The sequence below is a fragment of the Baekduia sp. Peel2402 genome, from assembly GCF_052567285.1.
In genome coordinates this window covers 1,148,663-1,170,079 of the sequence record NZ_CP199582.1, presented here as the reverse complement: position 1 = coordinate 1,170,079, position 21,417 = coordinate 1,148,663, and the positions used below count along the sequence as shown (strand labels likewise).

The following is a 21,417-nucleotide window of genomic DNA, read 5'->3' as shown; positions in this document are numbered from 1 at the left end:
CGCTCGTTGTTGCTCGATCTGTCGCCGTGCTGCGGGCGTCGGTGGCAACGCAGGCCGCGCTTTGTCGCGGCCGCCGCTGAAGAGATGTCGCGTCCGCGCCTAGCCCGCAGCGCTGGCAGCACGAGCACGGAGCGCGTGCGGTAGCCCACGCCGAGGGAGGGCTGTTCCGTGTCTCCGTCGGCGAGCGCAGTCCGGAGCGCGGCGTTCGGTGCTCCGGCGGTGGCAGCGCCCGCGACGCTCCTCGAAGCACCCGGCGCCGGCGCCTCGGTGGCGCGAGCGCGAGGCGGAGCGAGACGAGCGGATGGCACGGAACGGCGGCCGGCCAACCAGGCCGGAAGCACGACTCAGGCCATCATGTGCGCCGACGCCTGTGTAGCCGTCGCGACCCATGCCGAAGAGGCTAGGCGACCTTCACGCGGGGCCTATGCACGGCATAGGGTCTGCCGCATGAGCGTCGCGCAGACCTGCGTGCTGACGCTGTCCTGCCCGGACGCGCCCGGGATCGTCCACGCGGTCTCGGGGTTCTTGGTGGACAAGCGCTGCACGATCCTCGAGAGCCAGCAGTTCGATGATCCCGACAGCGGCACGTTCTTCATGCGCGTGCGGTTCGCGCACGCCGAGGGTGCGGCGCTCGACGTGCCCGCGCTGCGCGAGGCGTTCGCGGCGGTCGCCGACCCGTGGGGGATGACGTGGCGGCTGGTCGACGCCTCCGAGCGCCAGCGCGTGCTGATCATGGTGTCCAAGTACGCGCACTGCCTCAACGACCTGCTGTTCCGCACGTCGATCGGCGAGCTCAACCTCGAGATCGTCGCGGTCGTCTCCAACCACCCCGACCTCAAGCACTTGGCCGACGCGTCCGGCGTGCCGTTCCGCCACGTTCCGATCACGCCCGCGACCAAGCCGCAGGCCGAGGCGGCGCTGATGGAGGTCGTCGAGGCCGAGCAGGTCGAGTTGGTGGTCTTGGCCCGCTACATGCAGATCCTCTCCGACGGCGTCTGCCGACGGCTCGAGGGGCGCGCGATCAACATCCATCACTCGATGTTGCCGTCGTTCAAGGGCGCGGCGCCCTACCACCAGGCCCACGACCGCGGCGTGAAGGTGATCGGCGCGACCGCGCACTACGTGACGGCCGACCTCGACGAGGGCCCGATCATCGAGCAGGAGATGGAGCGCGTCGACCACGCGATGACCGCCGAGGACTACGAGGCGCGCGGGCGCGACGTCGAGTGCCGCGCGCTGGCCCGCGCGGTGCGCTGGCACACCGAGAACCGCATCGCCCTGAACGGCGCGAAGACCGTCGTGCTGCGCTAGCTGAACGCAAGTCCTACGACGTGCTCGGCGATCGCCAGCGACGACGTCGCGGCGGGCGACGGCGCGTTGCGCACCGCGACGACCCGGCCGACGTGGTTGATGCGGAAGTCGTCGACGAGCCCGCCGTCGGGGTCGATCGCCTGCGCGCGCACGCCCGCGGGCGCGCGCTCGACGTCCTCGCGCCGCAGCGCCGGCACGAACGACTGCGCCTCGCGCACCATCACGCCGGGCGCGACCGAGCCGCGCATCTCCTTCAGGCCCGTCTTCCAGTACTTGGTGGCCATCTTGCGGAAGCCCGGGTAGGTCAGCGTGGCCGCCAGGTCACGCGGGACGACGCGGCCGAAGCTGTAGCCCTCGCGCGCGAAGGCGAGCACCGCGTTGGGGCCGATGTCCAGGCCGCCGCCGACGCGGCGCGTGAAGTGCACGCCCAGGAACGGGAACGCCGGGTCCGGCACGGGATAGATCAACCCCTTCACTAAGTCTGTGTGCCCGTCCTTCAACCGCAGGTACTCGCCGCGGAACGGGACGATCGCGGGACCGTCGGCGTCACCGGCCAGCCGCGCGACGCGGTCAGACTGAAGGCCCGCGCAGAGGATCACGCGGTCGAAGGCGAGCTCCTCGCCGCCCGCGGTCACGCGGACCTCGGAGGTCGACGGCTGGATCGCGGTGACCGCGCGCCCGAGCAGGAGCCTGCCGCCCGCGGTGCGCACGTCGTCGGCGAACGCCTCGGCGACCGCTCGGAAGTCGACGATCGCGGTGACCGGCGAGTGCACGGCCGCGACGCCGACGACGTTGGGCTCGACGGTCTGCAACTGCGTCTGGCCTTCCAGCCAGCGCAGGCCCGGGACGCCGTTCTCGGTCGCGCGGCGCTCGATCTCCCGCAGCCGCTCGATCTCGCTCGCGTCGCGTGCGACGACGAGCTTGCCGCACTCGTCGTAAGGCAGCCCGCGCTCCTCGCACAGGGCCTTCAACAAGCCCATCCCGCGGCGGCAGAGCTCGGCCTTCAGCGAACCCGGCTGGTAGTAGAGGCCCGCGTGCGCGACGCCGCTGTTGTGGCCGGTTTGGTGGACGGCGACCGCGTCCTCCTTGTCGATGACCGTGATCGCCGCGCCTGGCCGCACCTCGGCCACGCGCCGCGCGACGGCCAGGCCGACGATGCCCGCGCCGACGACGCCGATTCGCTCACCCGTTGACACACCCGCAGGATGTCAGGCCCGGGCCGTGAGAAGGCTCGCCGTAGGGCTAGGCGTTAGGGCGGGCGGGACCCTTCACGATCTTCATCGTGAACTGCGAGCTGACCCGGCCGATGCCCGGCAGCTCGGCCAGCTCGTTCATGTAGAACTGCTCGTAGTCGGCGGCGTCGCGAACCGCGACGCGGACCAGGTAGTCGGGCACGCCGAACAGGCGACGGCACTCGACCACCGACTCCATGTCGGCGATCCCCGCCTCGAAGGCCTCGACGGTCGCGCGGTCCTTATGGGTCAGCTCGATCATCACCTCGACCTCGAACGCGCGGCCCAGCGCGGCCGGATCGACGTCGGCGTGGTAGCCGCGGATGACGCCGGCGGCCTCCAGCGCGCGCACGCGGCGCAGGCACGGCGAGGGGGAGAGACGGACGCGCTCGGCCAGTTCGACGTTGGTGAGGCGCGCGTTGGCGCGAAGCTGGTCGATGATGGCGCGGTCGGTGCGATCCACGGCACGATGTTGCCAGAACGCTGACAGACCCGCCGCAGATCGGCACCATCCGCTCGCGATCCTGCGCCATCATGGCCGCGTCATGGACCGTCTGGCGCGCGACTCGCTCTCGATCGGCGTCGCAACGGGCGTGTACGCGATCTCGTTCGGCGTGCTGTCGGTCGCGGCCGGGTTCAGCGTCGCGCAGACGTGCGTGATGTCGCTGGTCGCGTTCACCGGCGCGTCGCAGTTCACATTCGTGTCGGTGATGGGCGCGGGCGGCGGCGCGGTCGCCGCGCTGCCCCCGGCGGTCCTGCTGGCGGCGCGCAACGGGATCTACGCGCTCAGCCTCGGCGGCGTGCTGCGCACCGGGCGCTGGCGGCGCGCGGTCGACGCGCATCTGGTGATCGACGAGTCGACCGCGATGGCCCACGCGCAGGACGATCCGGGCGCGCGGCGCCGCGGGTTCCTGCTGACCGCGCTGGCGATCTTCGCGTGCTGGAACCTCGGCACGCTGGCGGGCGCGCTGGCCGGCGGCGTGCTCAGCGACCCGGGCACGCTCGGGCTGGACGCGATCTTCCCGGCCGTCTTCCTCGCGCTGCTCGTCCCGCAGCTGCGCACCCGCGCGGTCGTCCGCTGCGCGTTGGCCGGCGCGGCGATCGCGCTGGTGCTGCTGCCGCTCACGCCCGCGGGCGTGCCGGTGATGGCCTCGGCGCTGGCGGCGCTGCCGCTCTTGCGACGCGGCGGCGGGGGCGACAGCCGATGAGCTGGACCTCCGTCTTGCTGCTCTGCGCCGCGGCCTACGCGCTGAAGCTCGCCGGTGCGGTCGGTGCCGCGCGCGCGTCGGGCTCTGCCGACGACGAGTCCGCAGACACGCGTCTCGACGCGCTCGTCGTCCCGGTCATCGCCGGCCTGATCGCGGTGCAGACCGTCGGCGGCGACAAGGCCATCGTGTTGGACGCGCGGCTGCCCGCGCTGGCGGTCGCGGCGCTGCTGATCTGGCGCCGGGCGCCGTTGTTGGTGGTCGTGCTCGCGGCCGGCGGGATGGCCGCAGGGCTGCGTGCGCTGGGCTACGGATGACGGATGCTTCGGCGTCGTCACGTCGTTCACGTGCGCCTGCCACGAGCTGCGCGAGGTCCTGATCCTCGGGACGTTCCACCCACTCGCTCGCGCCGCACCTCACGGGCGGCACGTACATCAACTTCATGTCCGGCGACGAAGACGGGGCGGGCACGGGCATCCATGCCCGCACGCTCGCCGCCTACAGGAGGTCAAGTCGTCCTACGACCCCACAACGTCTTCGCGCTCAACCAGAACGTCAGCCCTTCGCCTTCGCCTTCTTCTTCGTGACGACCTTGCGCAGCGTCGCGGTCGCCGTCGACCCCTTGCGGTTGGCGGAGTCCTCGCCGTAGACCGCGATCCGCCCGGTCGTCGTCTTCGTCACCCCGGCGACGGAGACGGTCGGCTTGCGCGGCAGCAGCTGGACGACGCGGCCGTCCGACAGCGTGATCCGCGCCGTCCAGCGCTTCGCAACGCCGTCCTTGGCCCACGACACCACCAACTTGGTCCCGACGCGCTTGACCTTCAACTTGGGTCGGGCGGGCTTGGGCGGCGCCGGCGCCACGTAGCGGGCGACCGTCAGCTCCTTGCGCGGCATCCCGTTCTGGGCGACCAAGGCGATGATCTTGCGCGTGCCGCCCGGGCCGCCCGTCGGCGTGAAGCGCAGCGTGCCGGTCGACCCCTTCGCCTTGCCGATCGCCGCGCCAATGCCGGCCTTCGCGCCCTGCTCGGTGAACGTGACGGTCTGGCCGGGCTGCGGCTCGATCTTGTAGGACAGGAGGCGAGCGGCGCCGCTCGTGCGCTTGACCGACGCCGTCACCTTCGGTGCCGGCAACCCCTTGGCCGTGGACACCGAGGCGATCGGCACCGAGTCAGCCTCGGGCACGATCTTCCAGGTCCCGGCCTTCGGTGCCTTGACCGCGAACCACGTCAGGTTGCCCTTGGCGCTCTGGAACGCGAACGCGCCCGGCGTCTTGACCGCGGTCGTCGCCGTCGGCTCGACCCGCGTCCCGTCGGGCCCGACGAGCGCGACGTGCGGCGGCGCGCCCTGGCCGATCACGCTGACGAACCCGGACGGGAGACCCGCGTCGAAGCTCACCGACCGCTCGCCGCCGGGCGCCGCCTGCGCGGCCGCCGCTCTGGCCTGGTAGGGCCCGACGTCGCAGCCGACCGGCATCACGTCGATGTGGCTCAGCAGCCAGAACGGGTTGATGAGCCCGGCCCAGAGGTCGTCGCCCCACTTGATGCCGGCGCCGATCTCGGTGAAGGCGATGTCGGCGCAGGCCGCGAAGCCGATCGACGAGAACACGATGTCACCGCCGACGCAGACGCCTGCGGCGCACAGCTCGGCCCCGCCGTGGATGTTGAAGGCCTTCCCGTTGAACCAGCCGTCGGCCCCGGCTTCGGCGCTGAACGGGCCGAAGTCCGCCTTGATCTTGCCGCCCGCGCTGACCTGCCCGTCGGTGATGAACTGGAAGTACGCCGTCGCGAACGGGATCCCCATGATCGACGCCTGACCGTCGGCGCGGAACGTCGACGGGCCGCTGTCGGGCAGGGTGATGGTGATGTCGCCGTCGACGGTGACGACGCGCTCGCCGGTCACGCTGTCCAGCATCGGGCCGCCGCCGATCGTGATCCCGCCCTTGAGCGTCAGCGGCGGGCGGTGCATCGCCGCGCGGATCTTGGTCAGCCACGCGATGCCGGTCGGGTCGATCGCGATGCCCTGGCCGGGGAGCGTCAGCTCGCCGGCGAGGTCGGTGATCTCACCGTCCTTGAAGCCGATCGTCGCCTTCAACTTCGGGCCAGGAGGATTGGGCGGGAGCGTCAGCCCCAGCGTGCCGCCCCACGCGTCCTCCTCCGGGTTGTAGTTGAACTCGACGTCGGCGAGCTCGAGCGGGCCGAGCTTGGCGGACGGGAAGCGCACCCACAGCTCGCGGGCGTGCAGGCCGGCGAGGTTGTCAGCGCGCAGCGTGACGTCGGCGGTGATCCCGCCGAGGATGCCCGGCAGGCCGATGTGCGACTTGATCTCGACCGCGCCGCGGACGAGCTTGACGTCGACGTCGCCCTTCAACCCGAAGCCGAACAGCTTGGAGCCCAGCGCGCCCACGTCCAGCGACCCGAGGTCGAAGATGTTGGTCTTGGGCAGCTTCCAGTCGAGCTTGACGCCCTTGATGATCGCGGTCGACCCGATCGTGACCGTGACCGGCCCGGTGGTCTTGAGCGTCAGGTCCTTGGGGTCGAAGCGGACCTCGGCGCCGGTGATCTTCATGCCGTTGACCGACACGCCGCCCTTGGCGACGTAGACGCCCTTGTCCTGCGTCAGGCAGGCGTCGGCGACGATGTCCAGCGCGGCGAACTGCAGGATCTTGCAGCGCTGGTCTTGAGGGTTGGGCGCCGGCGCGGGAGCCGGCGCGGGCGTCGTGCCGCCTCCGCCGCCGCTCGGCGGCGGAGGCGTGTCGTCGCCGCCACCGGGATCGCCCGGCGACGGCGGCGGGTCGCGGTAGGGCAGCGGCAGAACGCCGAACGGGTACATCGTGCGCACCTGGTAGCCGTCGTCGGCGAAGCCGCGCGACTCGCCGACGATCCCCGTGAACCCGTTGATCGACGTGGACTCAGCGAGGACCGGGTCGAAGGCGTACTGGCCCCAGTCGTCGTCGAAGCCGCCGAGGTCGTGGTGGCGGTCACCACCGGGGAGCAGCGTGGGGTCCGGGAGGTACGTGTTGGCCGTCCACGTGACCCCGTCGTCGGAGGTCAGGTACTGCACGAGGTTGGGGATCGCGAACGTGCCCGGGACGAAGCGCGCGAAGTGCAGGCGTCCATTGGCCTCGTCCTGGACGATCGACGCGCCGCCGGCCCACGTCTGGGCGCGGTCGCCGCGGAAGAAGCCCTCGTCGGGCACCGGCTGCGGGATGTCGGTCGCCGGGCCGAGGGCCGCGCCGTTGACGCGGCGGAGCAGCCAGTGCCAGCGGCCGTACTGGCCCGAGTTGCGGTCGTGCTCCTGCTGGCGATAGAACAGGAACGTGCCGAGCGGGCCGCTGACCAGGTGCGCCTGGTCGGTGGCGTAGTCGGTCGTGGCGGTGTCGGCGGGCGTGAGGTCGACCGCCGCGCTCCAGTTGTCGCTGTTGTTGACTGCCGACGGTGGCAGCTCCGGATGGTCGTAGGCGCGGAACTGGACGCGGCTGTATTGCTCCTCGGTCCAGGCCGTCGCGTAGGAGCGCTTGCCGCGCTGCACGATCGTCGGATGGCCGTAGTACCCGGCGGTGCCGCAGGCGATCGGCGACATGCGGGCGCGGTCGGAGGTGTAGGCGCCCAGCGGCGCGCTCTGCACGTAGGCGCCGGGGGCGCCCGGCTGCAGGCCGCAGCCGCGCTCGAAGGTCGCCGAGACGATCGTCCGGTCGGCGGCGTCCAGGATCGAGGCGCTCCATGTCAGGACCGAGCTGTATTCCGGCGTCTCCTCGGTGAGGTGGCCGAGCTGGTGGCCGTTGTCGAACGTGTCGCCGGCGTCGGTCGACGTCCAGACGAGCATGTCCATCGTCATCTGCTGGCCGTGCGGGCAGAAGGCCGGCCACAGCACGAAGACCTCGCCGAAGCGCGAGACCTGCACCTGCGGCTTGTCGATCAGGAAGTCGCTGTCCCACTGGCGCTCGCTCGCCGACGAGTCGGAGCCGGTGCGCGCGATGCAGGGCAGGTTGCCGAAGGTGAGCTCCTTGACGTCCTGGCAGGTCTGGGCGCCCTTGGCGATGCGGCAGTACCCGACGGTGTCGTAGGCGACGCCGTTGGGGATGTTGTACACCATGTGCGTGACACCGTCGCGGTCGGTGACCGCGGCGGCCGCGCGCCCGTTGGGCACGATCGTCGGGTTGGCGGCCGCCGAGCCGGCGAGCAGCAGGGCGAGCAGGCTGCTCACCAGCAGCGCGCGCAGGATCTGGATCATCAGGAGCTCCGCTTCTTAATTGCCTTGCGTAACGTCGCCGTCGCCGTTGGGCCCTTGCGGTTGGCGGAGTCCTCGCCGTAAACCGCGATCCGGCCGGTCGTCGCCTTCGCCACACCGGCGACGGTGACGGTCGGCTTGCGCGGCAGGAGTTGGACGACGCGGCCGTCCGACAGCGTGATCCGGGCGGTCCAGCGCTTCGAGGCGCCGTCCTTGGCCCACGACACCACCAACTTGGTCCCGACGCGCTTGACCTTCAACTTGGGCCGGGCGGGCTTGGGCGGCGCTGGCGCCACGTAGCGCGCGACCGTCAGCTCCTTGCGCGGGATGCCCTTCTGGGCGACCTGGGCGATGATCTTGCGCGTGCCGCCCGGGCCCGGCGCGGGGGTGAAGCGCAGCGTTCCGGCCGTGCCCTTCGCCTTGCCCAGCGGCGCGCCGATGCCCTTCGCGCCCTGCTCGGCGAACGTGACGGTCTGGCCCGGGATCGGCGTGATCTTGTAGGACAAGACGCGTGCCGTGCCGCCGCCCTTGCCTCGCTTGACCGACGCCGTCACCTTCGGTGCGGGCAACCCATTGGCCTTGGAGACCGAGGCGATCGGCACCGAGTCGGCCTCGGGCACGATCTTCCACGTGCCCGCCTTGGGGGCCTTGACCGCGAACCAGGTCAGGTTGCCCATGGCGCTCTGGAAGGCGAACGCGCCGGGGGTCTTGATCGTGGTGGTCGCCGTCGGCTCGATCCGCGTGCCGTCGGGCCCGACGAGCGCGACGTGCGGCGGCGCGCCCTGGCCGATCACGCTGACGAACCCGGAGGGGAGCCCGGCGTCGAAGCTGACCGAGCGCTCGCCGCCCGGCGCCGCCTGCGCGGCTGCCGCCTTGGCCTCGTAGTCGCCGACGTCGCAGCCGACCGGCATCGCGTCGATGCGGGTCAGGAGGTAGAACGGGTTGATCAGCCCGAGCGCGAGGTCGCTGCTCCAGTTGATGCCCGCGCCGATCTCGGTGAAGCCGACGTCCGCGCAGGCCGCGAAGCCGATCGACGAGAACACCATGTCGCCGCCGATGCAGACGGGCCCGGCGCAGAGGTCAGCTCCGCCGCGGACGTTGAAGGCCTTCTTGTAGAACCAGCCGTCGATCGCGGCCTTGGCGCTGAACGGCCCGAACTCAGCGCTGACGCTGCCGCCCGCGCTGATCTGGCCCGTGGTGATGAACTGGAGGTAGGCCCGGGCGAGCGGGATGCCCATCACGGAGCCGACGCCGTCGGCGCGGAACGTCGAGGGGCCGGTGTCGGGCAAGGTGATGGTGACGTCGCCGTCGACGGTGATCGGCCGATCGGAGCCGACCTTGTCCAGCGGCGGCCCGGCGGCGATCGTGATCCCGCCCTTGAGCGTCAGCGGCGGACGATGCATCGACGCGCGGATCTTCGTCAGCCACGCGACCTGGAACGGGTCGAGGGCGATGCCGGGCGCCGGCAGCGTCAGCTCGCCGCCAAGGTCGGTGATCTCACCGCCCTTGAAGCCGACGGTCGCCTTCAGCGCGGGCCCGGGCGGGTCCGGCGGGAGCTTCAGCTTCAGCGTGCCGCCCCAGCCGTCCTCTTCCGGGTTGTAGTTGAACTCGACGTCGGCCAGCTCGAGCGGGCCGAGCTTGGCCGAGGGGAACCGCACGAACAGCTCGCGCGTGTGCAGGCCGGCGAGGTTGTCGGCGCGCAGCGTGACGTCGGCGGTGATGCCGCCCAGGACGCCGGGCATGCCGAGGTGCGACTTGATCTCGACCGCACCGCGGACGAGCTTGACGTCGACGTCGCCCTTGAGGCCGAAGCCGAAGAGCTTGGAGCCCAGCGCGCCGACGTTCAGCGCGCCGAGGTCGAAGGTGTTGGCCTTGGGCAGCTTCCAGTCGAGCTTGACGCCCTTGAGCAGCTGGGTCGCGCCGACCGTCAAGGTGACCGGGCCGGTGGACTTGACCGTCAGCTCCTTGGGATCGAAGCGCAGCTCGCCGCCCGCGATCTTCAGGCCGTTGATCGACACGCCGCCGCGCGCGATGTACACGCCCTTCTCTTGGGTGAGGCAGCCGTCGGCGAGGATGTCCAGCGCGGCGAACTGCAGGATCTTGCAGCGCTGGTCCTGGGGGTTGGGCGGCGTGGGCGTCGTGCCGCCGCCCGTCCCGCCGCCACCACCGGTGCCTCCACCGCCACCGCCGCCACCCGTGCCGCCGCCTCCTCCGCCGTCGCCCGGGTCGCCCGGCGTCGGCGGCGGGTCGCGGTAGGGCAGCTTCGCGACGCCGAACGGCCAGTAGATGCGGCCGTTGTAGGCGCCCGGTGAGCGGCCGCGCGAGTACCCGGTGATCCCCGCGAAGCCGTTGATGCCCGTCGACTCGGCGAGCACCGGGTCATAGGCGTAGCGGCCGAAGTCGTCGTAGCCGCCGAGGTCCTTCGCGCGCAGGCCGCCGCCGAGGTCCGCGGGATCCGGCAGGTAGGCGTTGGGCGTCCAGGTCGCGCCGTCGTCGGAGGTCACGTACTGCACGTAGTTGGGGGTCCCGTACCAGCCCGGGACCCAGCGGGCGAAGTGGATGCGGCCGTTGGCCGTGTCCTGCACGACCGTGGCCGGGCCGCCGAACATGTCGGGGCGGTTGGACCCGTTGAACTCCTGCTGGACGATCTGCGGCAGCACGGTCGCCGCGCCGAGCGTCGTGCCGGTGACGCGGCGGATCCACCAGCGGGAGGGCGTCGACTGCCCGGACTGCGGGTCGTACTCGTACTGGCGGTAGAGCAGGAACGTGCCGAGCGGTCCGCTGACCAGGTGCGGCTGGTCGGTGAAGACCAGGGTCTCGCCGGGCGTGACGTCGACCGCCGCGCTCCAGTTGGCGGGGTCGTTGACCGCCGAGGGCTGTAGCTCCGGGTGGTCGTAGGTGCGCACGAAGACATGGGCGGTGGTCTGGTCGACGTAGGCCACCGCGTAGGAGCGCTTGCCGCGCTGCGCGATCGTCGGGTGGTCGCCGCCGCCGCCCTCATAGGTGCAGTTGCTGCTCGTCGGCGTCACCCGCGCGCGGTCAGAGGTGTAGGCGCCCAGCGCCGCGCTCTGGACGAACATGCCGCCGGAGAGAGCCGAGTCGCTGGTGCAGTTGTTGTAGGAGATCGCGCTGACGACGGTGCGGTCCCCGGCGTCGAGTACCGAGTCGGTCCACGTGTTGACGAGCTGGGCCTGCGGATACTCGGCGTTCAGGAAGCCCAGCGTGCGCGGGTTGGCAAAGGTGGCGCCGTCGTCGGTCGAGCTCCAGACGACCATGTCGTTGAACGTCTGGACGCCGTGCGAGCAGAACGCGGACCAGAGGACGAAGACCTCGCCGAAGGGCGTCAGCTTGATCTGCGGCTTGTTGAAGTTGTCGCTGTAGTCGAAGGCGGCGTCGTTCGGATCCGAGGGGGCGCGCGGCGAGCACGACAGGTTGGTGAACGTCAGCTCCTTGACGTCCTGGCACGCCTCGGCGCCCTTGGCGATCCGGCAGTAGCCGAGCGTGTCGTAGGCGCTGCCGTTCGGGATGACGTACACCATGTGGGTGACGCCGTCGCGGTCGGTGACCGCGGTCGCAGCGCGCCCGTTGGGCACGATCTGCTCGTCGGCTGTCGCCGAGCCGGTAGCGAGAAGGACGACCATCGCGCTGCCCACCAGCAGCGCGCGCAAAAGCTGGACCATTCACCGACCCTGTCGGAGCCTCGCGCGCGTGGACCTCGCCGTGCGACCAGGTCCGGGAAAAGATCAGGGGTGCAGTGAGAAAACGTCAGGGGTGCGCGGGCGCGCGGGGCGCCAGCGGGCGCTCGAAACCGGCGTAGGCCGCAACGCCTTCGGCGACCGCATCGGCCTGGGCGAACTGCGCCTTCGCCGTCTCCTGCACCTCAAGGAAGTGCTCGTGCTTCTCCTCGACGGTGAGGACCGACTGGTGGGTGCCTCGGGCGTCGAAGTGGGCGACGGGAGCGCCGTCAGCTCCGGCGATGAGCCGGCCCGCCGCGCCGCAGGTGGCGCACTCGATCGCGCTGTCGTCGAGCAGCACGATCGCGTCGAGGTGGCACATCGGGCAGGCGCCGGGCGCGCCGCGGTACTCGACGTCCTCGAAGGCGCGGCCGAGCTGCTGGGCGACGTTGGCGCCCAGGAGCGCCGCTCGGTCCAGCGCTTGCTGGTCGAGGACGATCGACGAGGGCGTTCCGGCGCCGCCGATGACGACCTGGTCGACCACGCCGATCTGCATCGAGAACGTCATGTGATGCAACATCGGCAGCGCGAGCGCCTTCCAACGCGTGGTGTTGGCGCCGCCGACGGCGAGGAAGCCGCCGACGCGCGGGCGCAGCACGCGCTCGTCGAAGGGGAACTTGACCGCGGCTTCCTGGCCCGCATCGCGCAGGCGCACGTACTCCAGCGCGAAGGCGACGTCGGCCTTGGGGCCGAGGATCGCGTCGAGCAAGAGCTTCAACTTGCCGGGGACCGTGCGGTTGTGGATCGGCGCGCTGATGACGAGCGCGTCGTGCTCCATCAGCTGGTCCCAGAACCAGGCGGCGTTTTGGTCGAAGACGTCGAGGCGCAGGTCGTCGAGGCGGACGTGGGAGACGCTGGCGCCTTCGCCTTCCGCGGCGCGCAGGGCGGCCTTGAGCAGCAGGTCGGCATTGCCGTCGGCGCGGCCGCAGCTGAGGCCGAGCATGCGGTGGGTCATCGCGTGGTGTCCTGCGTCATGGTGTTCTCGATCCGGCCGACGCCGTCGACCTCGACGGCGACGACGTCGCCGGGGCCCAGGAGCAGCGGCGGGTCGCGCCGAACGCCGACACCGCCGGGCGTGCCGGTGAGGATCAGGTCACCGGGCTCGAGCGTGGCGAACTCGGAGATCGTGGCGACGAGGGTCGCGACGTCGAAGATCATCAGGTCGGTCGTGGCGTCCTGGACGGTCTCGCCGTTGACGATGGTCTTGAGGCGCAGCTGTTGGGGGTCCGGCACGTCGTCGGGCGTGACCAGGAACGGGCCGACCGGCGTGGAGGCGTCCCAGGCCTTGCCCTGGAGCCACTGGTGGGACTTGCGCTGGAAGTCGCGCATCGAGAGGTCGTTGGCAACGGCGTAACCGGCGACGTGCTGGAGCGCCTCGTCTTTCGCGACCCGTCGCGCCCGCTTGCCGATCACCACCACCAACTCGCCCTCGTAGTCGATCATGGTGGACTCGCTTGGGAGAACGACGTGGTCGTCGGGGCCTGTAAGCGTCGACGCCCACTTCGTAAACAGCACGGGGTAGTCGGGCTCGTCGTTCAGCGACTCGGCGACGTGCTCGCGGTAGTTCAGGCCGACGCAGATGACCTTGTCGGGGCGCGGGACGACCGTCCGGAGCTGCACGTCCGGGTCGTCGAGCGAGATGGGGTTGTCGCGGTCCAAGAGCGACTCGTCGGCGAGCACGTCGCTTGGCGTGTCGCGGCCCAGCTCGGCGATCCCGCGCAAGGGGATCGCCGCCGCCACCGCCGAGTCGTCGTCCTCGATCCGCGCGGCGACCGGACGGTCGCCGACCAGCAGGGAGGCGAAGCGCGCCACTAGGCGTCCACGAAGTGCACGTCGAGCTCCGCGGCCGCGGCCTCCATGGTGGCGGCGTCCGGGAACGCGGCGGGCGTGGCCGGGAAGACGTGGTGCGCGTAGGGCTCGCCGGCCAGCTCGAACAGCCGCTCCAGGCCGCCGGGCGAGGACATCACGACCGCGCGCGTGACCGCCGACTCGAAGGCGTAGGTGTGCACGCAGCCCGCCGGGATGGACGCCATGTCGCCGGGCGAGAGCAGCTGCGACTCGCCGTCGAGCGTGACGCGGACGGTGCCGTTGCGCACGTAGATCGCCTCGTGCGTGCGCTCGTGCACGTGCGCGGGCATCTCGCCGCCGATCGTGCCCTGCACGGTCCACATCCCCAGGTCGTCGTTGGACTCCGCGGAGGTGACCATGGTCGTGACCATCTGGCCGCCGAGCAGGTGGCGCGGGCCCTCGCCGGAGCGCAGGAAGTAGGGCGTCGACGCGCCGGGCAGCGTGTCGTCGGGCGCGTCCCACGTCGCGGGCGCGTACGGCGAGTCCGGCGGCAGGTACTTCATGTTGAACTGCGCCTCGGCCTGGCCGAACTTGGCGAACGGCGGCGGCGAGTTGTCCTCCGGCGGGAACGCGGGGGCGTCGTAGGGCGTACCGCAGAGGTCGAAGAAGCGGTCCCAGCCGCCGGGGTTGATCGGCCCGACGAACTCGGAGAAGTGCGAGTGGAACTGGTAGGCGTGCACCGTGCCGCCGGGGACGACCGCCAGGTCGCCGGGGGAGAGGACGCGCGACTCGCCGTCGGCCCACACCTGCACGCGCCCGCGCGTGCAGAGGAAGACCTCGAACTCGCGGTCGTGGTGGTGCAGCGGGATCGGCCGGCCCTTCGGCCCGCAGTTGGTCATGAACGACATGACGCCGTTGCTCTGCTCGGCGCCGAGCATCGCGCGGGCGACCTGGCCGAGCAGCAGGTGCGCCCGGCCCGTGCCGGCGGGCTGGACGTAGGGGACGGCGCCGTCGGGGAGCGCGGGCGCAGCGGGTGACGCGAGCGTGGGGTCGGACATAGTGTGCACACTAACTCCGAGTGTGCACGCAGCGCAAGCGTCATGTGTCCGATTTCTGAATTGCATACAGATACGCAATCTGTGTAGACTGGCCGCGGTCTGTTTTCCCTGCCCGAAAGGCGATCCTGATGAAGTTGGTGACGTTCGACGACGGCCGCGTCGGGAAGGTCGTCGGCGACCTGGTGGTCGAGCTCGATGTGCCGAACATGCGGCGCTACTTCGAGCTTGAAGGCCAGGTGGAGCCCACAGGACGCGAGGTGCCGCTAGCCGATGTCCGGCTCCGCGCGCCGATCGTCCCGAAGAAGTTCTTCCACACGGCGGGGAACTTCCGTGAGCACCACGAGGAGTCCAAGAACGTCAACTGGTCTCATCCGGTCCTGCCGTGGATCGTGTTCTTCCAGAACGTCGACGCGATCATCGGCCCTGACGACCCGATCGTCTATCCGGAGCCGCTGACCAAGGAGTTGGACTACGAGCTCGAGCTGGCGGTCGTGATCGGCAAGAAGGGCAAGTTCTTCTCGCCCGAGGAGGCCGAGGACTACATCGCGGGCTACGTGGTGTTCAACGACATCACCGCGCGCGACATCCAGCGCGAGGAGATGAAGTCCGGCGTCTTCTGCCTGAGCAAGTCCATCGACACCTTTTGCCCGCTGGGCCCCTGGATCGTGACGCCCGACGAGGTCGGCGACCCTGCCGACCTGAACATGTCGCTGCGCGTCAACGGCGAGTCCCGCCAGGAGTCCCACACGGGCAACATGTCCGTGACGGTCGCCGAGATCCTGTCGCACTACTCACCCATGGGCTACAACCCGGGCGACATCGTCTCGACCGGCACCGTCTCCGGCGTCGCCGGCTTCTCCGACGACCCCTTCTCGCTCTACCTCAAGCCCGGCGACGTCGTCGAGGCCGAGATCGAGAAGGTCGGCACCCTGCGCAACCCGGTCATCGGCTGGGACGAGCGCCCGGAGGCGCAGGGTTCGGCGCCCGCGACGGGCGCGACGGCGTAGGGGGTCCTGCGGGGCGGCGCCGGCGTTGGTGGTTCTTCGCTCATCAAAGGGCGTGAGAGCGGGGTGGCGTGGCGACCGCCGTGTGCGTGGATCGTCGCTCGGGCGCTGCCGGCGGGCGGGGATTTACAGCGCATCAAGACATCAATCCGGGCCTCATGGGGCGTCCGTCGGCCCCGGGGTTTGAGGGTTCGGGCCCGAAGGACGCTCGATTGGGGATCCGGGTCGATTTAGCGTCGTATATCGGGGTTAACTCGACCCGGACCTCGATTTCGAGGTGCGGATCGCTCCGAGCTGGCATGTGCAGCTCTCAGCGACCCGGATCCCGGATTTCGAGGTGCGGGTCGCTTGAGCCGGACATATTCCGGTTGCAGCGACCCGGATCTCCGAAACCCCTGGTCCCTCGAACCCCGGCGGTCGAGGGACCAACCCTGGAGGCCGAGTCTGATGTCTTGATGCGGCTGTAAATCCCCGCCGCCGGCAGCGCCCCCAGCGACGATCCACACCCCAAGCGGTCGCCACGCCACAACAGCCTCACGCCCTTTGATGAGCGAAGAACCACCAACGCCCCGCGGCGCCCGCCCCTATACCGCGGACTTGCGGCGGCGCTTCGTAGCGCCCGCGCCCGCGCCCCCGCCGCCCGTCGCCAGCGACGTCGGGTGGCCGGTCGTCTTCGCCAGGTCGTCAAGGACCAGCTGCAACGCCGTCGGCTCGTAGGCCGGCTCGACGACCTCGATGATTCCGACCACCGTGCGCGCGAGGTGGACGCCGAGCAGGGCGCTGGCGCGGTCGGTGTCGCCGGCCTTGACGGCGTCGAGGATGTCGCGGTGGTCGGTGGTCGACTGTGTGGAGAACTTGCGGCCGAAGTGCATGCGGCGGTAACGCTCGGCGTGGTCGAACAACTGCAACAACAACGCATCGAAGCGGGCGCCGGCGCGCTGGGTCAACCCACGGTGGAAGGCCTGGTGGGGGACGTACCAGCGGGCGTAGTCGTCGGCTTCGGCGAAGTGCGCCATCGCGGCCATCGAGCCTTCTAGGTCGGCGATGTCCTCCGGCGTCATGCGCGGCAGAGACAGACGGAGCGCCGTGACCTCGAGCGGGATCCGGATCGCGTAGAGCTCCTCGACGTCGGCCAGCGACAGCGGCGCGACGCGCACGCGGCGGTTCGGCTCGCTGAGGATCAGGCCCTCGCCTTGCAGCATCCGCAGGGCCTCGCGCAGCGGTGTGCGGCTCACACCAAGCTCGTCGGCCAGCGCGACCTGCGACATCGTCTCGCCGGGCTCCAGCGACCCGTCGAGGATCGATTCGCGGATGACGCGATGGACGTGCTCGACGCTCTGACGGGCGGGGGCGGTGTCGGTCATGAGGCGACGCTCAGTGGATGCACAAGCTCACTCTACATCCAGCCTCAAGGTTCGCCATGCGCACACTGTGCCAGAACCCATGGACGGACATCGCTCAATCCTGCATGCAGTTGTCGAAGCTGTACGCTCGCCCGCATGGGTGCCCGTCCGGTCGTGTCCCTCGGCGATGGCGCTGTCCGCGGGATCACCTCCGCGCGCGGCGACGCGTTCCTCGGTCTCCCGTACGGGCAGGTGCGGCGGTTCGCCCCGCCGCGGGCGGTCGCCTTCTCCAGCGTTCGGGACGCCGACCGCCCTGGCCCGATCGCCCATCAGCCGCGCCGCCCGATCGGCGTCTTCACCCACGGCGAGCCGCCGGAGGCCGACGAGCAGTGCCTGAACCTGAACCTCTGGCGCCCGCGCGACGCGGCCGCCGACGAGCGGCTGCCGGTCCTGCTGTGGATCCACGGCGGCGGCTTCGGCGTGGGCTGGGGGAGCGCGTCGCTGTACGACGGCGCGCGGCTCGCCGAGCGCGAGCGGCTGATCGTCATCACCATCAACTACCGGCTGGGGTCGCTCGGCTTCCTCCACCACCCCGAGCTCGGTGGTGGCAACTGGGGGCTGCTGGACCAGCGGCTGGCGCTGCGCTGGGTCAAGGAGAACGTCTCGGCGTTCGGCGGCGACCCGGACAACGTGACGCTCGCGGGGCAGTCGGCAGGAGCGCTGAGCGCGATCGACCATCTCGCGGTAGACGCCGACCAGGCGCCGTTCGCCCGCGCGCTGATCGTCTCGCCGCCGATGCACGACGCCGCGCACCCGCCCGAGTTGGGAACCCGCTGGGCCGAAGCGCTCGCGGCGCAAGCGGGGGAGATGGGCGACCTGCGGCGCGTGCCGGCCGAGCAGGTCGTCGTGTGGAGCGAGGAGCTGCTCGCCGGTCCCGCCTGGGCCGGGACGCGCGGCGGCGCGCTGCCGATGCTCGACCCCGCGTCGCTGCCCGTCGGCCCCGACGACGCGGCGCTGCGGCGGCTCGACGTCCCCGTGATGCTCGGCACCACGGCCGACGAGGGCACGTTCTTCTTTCGCGCGGCCGGACGGCGACCCGAGCCGGACGCGGACGGGCTGCGGGCGATGGTCGCGCGGCTCCCGCACGTCACGGACCCCGACGCGGAGATCGCGCGCGCCCGCGGCGGCGACGACGACGGCGGCGGCGGGCCGACCGACACCAACACCTTGCTCGTGCGCATCGCCACCGAGGCGATGGTCGCGCGACCGACGGCGAAGTGGGGAGCGGCGCGGGCGCAGGCCGGCGGCACCGTGCATCGCTTCCGCATCGACCACCCCGGCCCCGATCCCGACCTCGGCGCGATGCACTCCGTCGACGTCCCGCTGCTCTTCGGCACCTACGGCGACCGTGGTCCCGGCACGCGCCTGGCCGGCGACACGCCCGCCGCCGCGGCAGCCTCCGAGGCCTACATGTCGGCGGTCGGCGCTTTCGCCCGCGGCGCGGCGCCGGGCTGGTCCGCCACCGAGGTGAAGACCTTCGGAAGAGGACAAACTGTGTCCGTCATCTAAGACTGGACACACTTTGAAGGTTCGTGTACGTTCTGCCTCCCGCGGCGCACTGTGTCCCCCGACACACACCGCGAGAGGAGAGACATGGTCAGTCGCTGTCCCGCGTTCCCCATCGCGCCCCTCCGATCCGGAGCGAGCGTATGACCCCGTTGCTCGAAGTCCGCGGCCTCCGCGTGACCTACGGCGGCGTGGTTGCCGTGGGCGGCGTGGACCTCGACGTGCCCGAGGCGAAGGTCGTCGGCCTGATCGGGCCCAACGGCGCGGGCAAGACCTCCATGATCGACGGCCTCACCGGCTACCACCTGCCCAGCGCGGGCAGCGTCGTCTTCGACGGGACCGACATCACCAAGATGCGCCCGCACCTGCGCGCGCGCCGCGGGATGGTCCGCACCTTCCAGTCCGTCGAGCTGTTCGACGACCTCACCGTCGAGGAGAACCTCCAGGTCGCCGCTGACGACCTCGGCGTCGCCCGCGCCCTGCGCGACGTCTTCCTCCCGGCCGCGCGCGCCCGCGCGCACCGCGACGACGTCACCTGGGCCCTCGGCGTCTGCGGCCTGGAGGACATCGCCGCCGCGCGCCCGACCGAGATCTCCCACGGCCGCCGCAAGCTCGTCGGCGTCGCCCGCGCGCTGGCCCGCCGCCCGCGCCTGGTCCTGCTCGACGAGCCCGCCGCCGGCCTCGACACCGACGAGTCGCTGGAGCTCGGCCGGCGCCTGGCCGCCATGCCCGGCGAGGGCGTCAGCGTCCTGCTCGTCGACCACGACATGGGCCTGGTGCTCGGCGTCTGCGACGACATCTACGTCTTGGACTTCGGCAAGTTGATTGCCCACGGCGACCCGGCGCACATCCGCCAGGACCAGGCCGTCCTGACCGCGTACCTCGGCAGCGAGGAGCCGGCTCATGCCTGACGCGACCGCGCATCGCCTCCAGCTCGACGGCCTCGACGCCGGCTACGACGGCGTCCCCGTCGTCCGCGGCCTCACGCTGCACGTGCAGCCCGGTGAGGTCGTCGCGCTGCTCGGCCCCAACGGCGCCGGCAAGACCACCACCTTGAACACCGTTGCCGGGCTGCAAGCCCCGGTCGACGGCGCGATCCACGTCGACGGCGAGCCGATCGCCGGCCGCCCGGCGCACAAGCTCGCCCGTGCCGGCGTCGCGCTCGTGCCCGAGGGTCGTTCGTTGTTCTTCAACCTGACCGTCCGCGAGCACCTGAAACTCGCGGAAGGCCGGGAGCCGCTGGCCAAGCAGGACCTGATGGACCTGCTGCCGGAACTGGAGAAGTGCCTGGACCGCAAGGCCGGGGTGCTGTCGGGCGGCGAGCAGCAGATGCTCGCCGTCGGCCGCGCGCTGGTCAGCCGGCCGCGCCTGCTGCTCGTCGACGAGATGTCGCTCGGCCTCGCGCCGGTGATCGTCGAGCGGTTGCTGCCGATCCTGCGCCGGGTGGCCTCCGACCTGGGAGCCGGGGTGCTGTTCGTCGAGCAGCACGTCGCCAGCGCGCTGAAGGTCGCCGACCGGGCGTACGTGCTCAACCACGGGCGTCTGGTGCTGGAAGGGACGGCGCAGGAGCTGCGCGATCGCCCGGATCTCTTGAAGTCCAGCTACCTCGGCGAGGTGGCTGTTGCCTAACGCACGCACGCATACTGAGGAGAGAGGCACACGCATGACGGGTCGGAAGTGGACGGGGGCGCTCTTGGCGCTCTCGCTGGCGGCTGCGGCCGCCACAGGCTGCGGAAGCGACGACAGCTCGTCGTCGGACTCCGCGGCAGCCAAGACGACGTCGGGCGCCGCGACGCAGGCGGCCGCCCCGGCCGCTGACGCGCTCGGGACGCCCAAGAAGGCCAGCGGCGATCCGATCGTCCTGGGTCTCCTGAACCTGGAGTCCGGGCCGGTCACGTTCCCCGAGTACCGCCAGGCGGCTGAGGTCGCGGTCAAGTACATCAACGACTACAAGGGCGGCATCGGCGGTCGTCCCGTCGAGCTGGCGTCCTGCGCCACCGACGGCCAGCCGGCTACGTCCGGCCGCTGCGCCAACCAGATCGCCGACAAGAAGCCGACGGCGATCCTCGGCGGTGCCGACACGGGCGCGCCGGGCGCGTTTCCGGTGTACAAGCGCAAGGACCTGGCCTACATGGGCGGCATCCCGTTCACGCCGGTCGAGTCCAACGCTCCTAACGCGATCCAGTTCTACTCCGTGTCGGTCGGCGACAACGCCGCGACCGTCCAATACGCCACCAAGGAGCTCGGCGTCAAGAAGGCGGCCGTCCTCTACACCGACGACACGCAGGGCAAGGCTACGGGCCTCGGCGTGATCGTGCCGGCCTTCAAGGCTGCGGGCGCCGAAGTCAAGGGCATTGCCGTGCCGCCGTCAGCGGCGGACCTCAGCTCGGCTGCGGCCGCGGCGATCTCGACGTCGCCCGACGCGGTGTACGTCAACACCCCGGGCGCGTGCCCGGCGGTGCTGAAGGCGCTCAAGGCCGTCGGCTACTCGGGCAAGATCATGGGCATCGATCCGTGCACCTCGCCGCCCGCGCTGAAGGCGGCCGGTGACGCGGCCGAGGGCCTGTACTTCGCCCAGCCGTTCCAGTCGGTCGACAGCGGCACCGATGACGCCAACCTGATGCTGGCGGCGATCAAGAAGTACGGGAGCGACGACATCGCCCTGGACTCGATCGCGCAGGCCGGCTTCAGCTCGGTGATGAACGTGCAGGCCGAGCTCGACGACGTCTCCGACTTGTCCACCAAGAACATCCTCGCGGCGTTCAAGGACGGCCAGGCGCACAAGAGCTTCCTCGCGCATGACTACACGTGCGATGGCAAGCAGCTGGCCGGCAACACGGCCGTGTGCAACACGTACCAGCTGATCAAGCAGGTCAAGAGCGGCAAGGTGACGACGGTCGACGAGAACTGGGTGACCGGCGCCGACCTGTACAAGCCGCAGAGCTAGCA

Annotated in this window: 16 protein-coding genes; 8 read left to right on the top strand and 8 right to left on the bottom strand. The window is 71.0% G+C overall.

What is annotated here, in order from left to right; all coding sequences use genetic code 11:
* Nucleotides 1-447: 447 nt before the first annotated feature.
* Nucleotides 448-1,311, top strand: coding sequence for a formyltetrahydrofolate deformylase (gene purU, locus ACT01A_RS05785; RefSeq protein ID WP_445151292.1), 864 nt, complete (start codon nt 448-450; stop codon nt 1,309-1,311).
* Here the strand turns inward: purU and lhgO are convergent.
* Both lhgO and ACT01A_RS05775 read right to left on the bottom strand, forming a co-directional pair.
* Nucleotides 1,308-2,507, bottom strand: coding sequence for an L-2-hydroxyglutarate oxidase (gene lhgO / locus ACT01A_RS05780; RefSeq protein WP_445151291.1), 1,200 nt, complete (start codon nt 2,505-2,507; stop codon nt 1,308-1,310). The two genes, purU and lhgO, sit on opposite strands and share 4 nt — an antisense overlap.
* A 46-nt stretch (nt 2,508-2,553) precedes the next feature.
* Nucleotides 2,554-3,006, bottom strand: coding sequence for an Lrp/AsnC family transcriptional regulator (locus ACT01A_RS05775; RefSeq protein WP_445151290.1), 453 nt, complete (start codon nt 3,004-3,006; stop codon nt 2,554-2,556).
* A gap of 82 nt (nt 3,007-3,088) precedes the next feature.
* On the opposite strand from ACT01A_RS05775, the gene ACT01A_RS05770 reads away from it, so the two are divergent.
* Both ACT01A_RS05770 and ACT01A_RS05765 read left to right on the top strand, forming a co-directional pair.
* Entirely contained in the window at nt 3,089-3,751 is a 663-nt protein-coding gene (locus ACT01A_RS05770) for an AzlC family ABC transporter permease (RefSeq protein ID WP_445151289.1), read from the top strand.
* The gene (locus tag ACT01A_RS05765; RefSeq protein ID WP_445151288.1) at nt 3,748-4,065 is read left to right on the top strand and encodes an AzlD domain-containing protein; all 318 of its coding nucleotides are present in this window, start codon (nt 3,748-3,750) and stop codon (nt 4,063-4,065) included. Before ACT01A_RS05770 ends, ACT01A_RS05765 begins: the two co-directional genes overlap by 4 nt.
* 238 nt (nt 4,066-4,303) lie before the next feature.
* On the opposite strand, the gene ACT01A_RS05760 is transcribed toward ACT01A_RS05765, so the two are convergent.
* The 5 genes from ACT01A_RS05760 to ACT01A_RS05740 form a co-directional block, all read right to left on the bottom strand.
* Nucleotides 4,304-7,978 (bottom strand): hypothetical protein, encoded by a 3,675-nt coding sequence (locus tag ACT01A_RS05760; protein WP_445151287.1) that lies wholly within the window; start codon nt 7,976-7,978, stop codon nt 4,304-4,306.
* A complete protein-coding gene (locus tag ACT01A_RS05755; RefSeq protein ID WP_445151286.1) occupies nt 7,978-11,655 on the bottom strand; it encodes a hypothetical protein in 3,678 nt (1,225 codons plus the stop codon). Before ACT01A_RS05755 ends, ACT01A_RS05760 begins: the two co-directional genes overlap by 1 nt.
* Nucleotides 11,656-11,740: 85 nt before the next feature.
* Nucleotides 11,741-12,664, bottom strand: coding sequence for an NAD(P)H-dependent oxidoreductase (locus ACT01A_RS05750; RefSeq protein ID WP_445151285.1), 924 nt, complete (start codon nt 12,662-12,664; stop codon nt 11,741-11,743).
* Nucleotides 12,661-13,521 carry a fumarylacetoacetate hydrolase family protein gene (locus tag ACT01A_RS05745; RefSeq protein ID WP_445151284.1) on the bottom strand — a complete coding sequence of 287 codons (861 nt, stop codon included), beginning with the start codon at nt 13,519-13,521 and terminating at the stop codon, nt 12,661-12,663. The genes ACT01A_RS05750 and ACT01A_RS05745 overlap by 4 nt, the downstream gene beginning before the upstream one ends.
* Nucleotides 13,521-14,555, bottom strand: coding sequence for a quercetin 2,3-dioxygenase (locus ACT01A_RS05740; protein WP_445151283.1), 1,035 nt, complete (start codon nt 14,553-14,555; stop codon nt 13,521-13,523). Before ACT01A_RS05740 ends, ACT01A_RS05745 begins: the two co-directional genes overlap by 1 nt.
* A 128-nt stretch (nt 14,556-14,683) precedes the next feature.
* Between ACT01A_RS05740 and ACT01A_RS05735 the strand changes: the two genes are divergently transcribed.
* Nucleotides 14,684-15,562, top strand: coding sequence for a fumarylacetoacetate hydrolase family protein (locus ACT01A_RS05735; protein WP_445151282.1), 879 nt, complete (start codon nt 14,684-14,686; stop codon nt 15,560-15,562).
* 581 nt (nt 15,563-16,143) lie between these two features.
* Here ACT01A_RS05735 and ACT01A_RS05730 read toward each other — a convergent pair.
* Entirely contained in the window at nt 16,144-16,923 is a 780-nt protein-coding gene (locus ACT01A_RS05730; RefSeq protein WP_445151281.1) for a GntR family transcriptional regulator, read from the bottom strand.
* Between the two features lie 135 nt (nt 16,924-17,058).
* Between ACT01A_RS05730 and ACT01A_RS05725 the strand changes: the two genes are divergently transcribed.
* From ACT01A_RS05725 to ACT01A_RS05710, 4 genes are all read left to right on the top strand, one after another.
* Nucleotides 17,059-18,471 carry a carboxylesterase family protein gene (locus ACT01A_RS05725; RefSeq protein ID WP_445151280.1) on the top strand — a complete coding sequence of 471 codons (1,413 nt, stop codon included), beginning with the start codon at nt 17,059-17,061 and terminating at the stop codon, nt 18,469-18,471.
* Between the two features lie 140 nt (nt 18,472-18,611).
* On the top strand, nt 18,612-19,379 hold the full coding sequence (locus ACT01A_RS05720; RefSeq protein WP_445151279.1) for an ABC transporter ATP-binding protein: 768 nt from the start codon (nt 18,612-18,614) through the stop codon (nt 19,377-19,379).
* On the top strand, nt 19,372-20,097 hold the full coding sequence (locus ACT01A_RS05715; protein WP_445151278.1) for an ABC transporter ATP-binding protein: 726 nt from the start codon (nt 19,372-19,374) through the stop codon (nt 20,095-20,097). The genes ACT01A_RS05720 and ACT01A_RS05715 overlap by 8 nt, the downstream gene beginning before the upstream one ends.
* A 34-nt stretch (nt 20,098-20,131) precedes the next feature.
* Complete coding sequence (locus ACT01A_RS05710) at nt 20,132-21,415, top strand: ABC transporter substrate-binding protein (protein ID WP_445151277.1); 1,284 nt, start codon at nt 20,132-20,134, stop codon at nt 21,413-21,415.
* Nucleotides 21,416-21,417 lie beyond the last annotated feature (2 nt).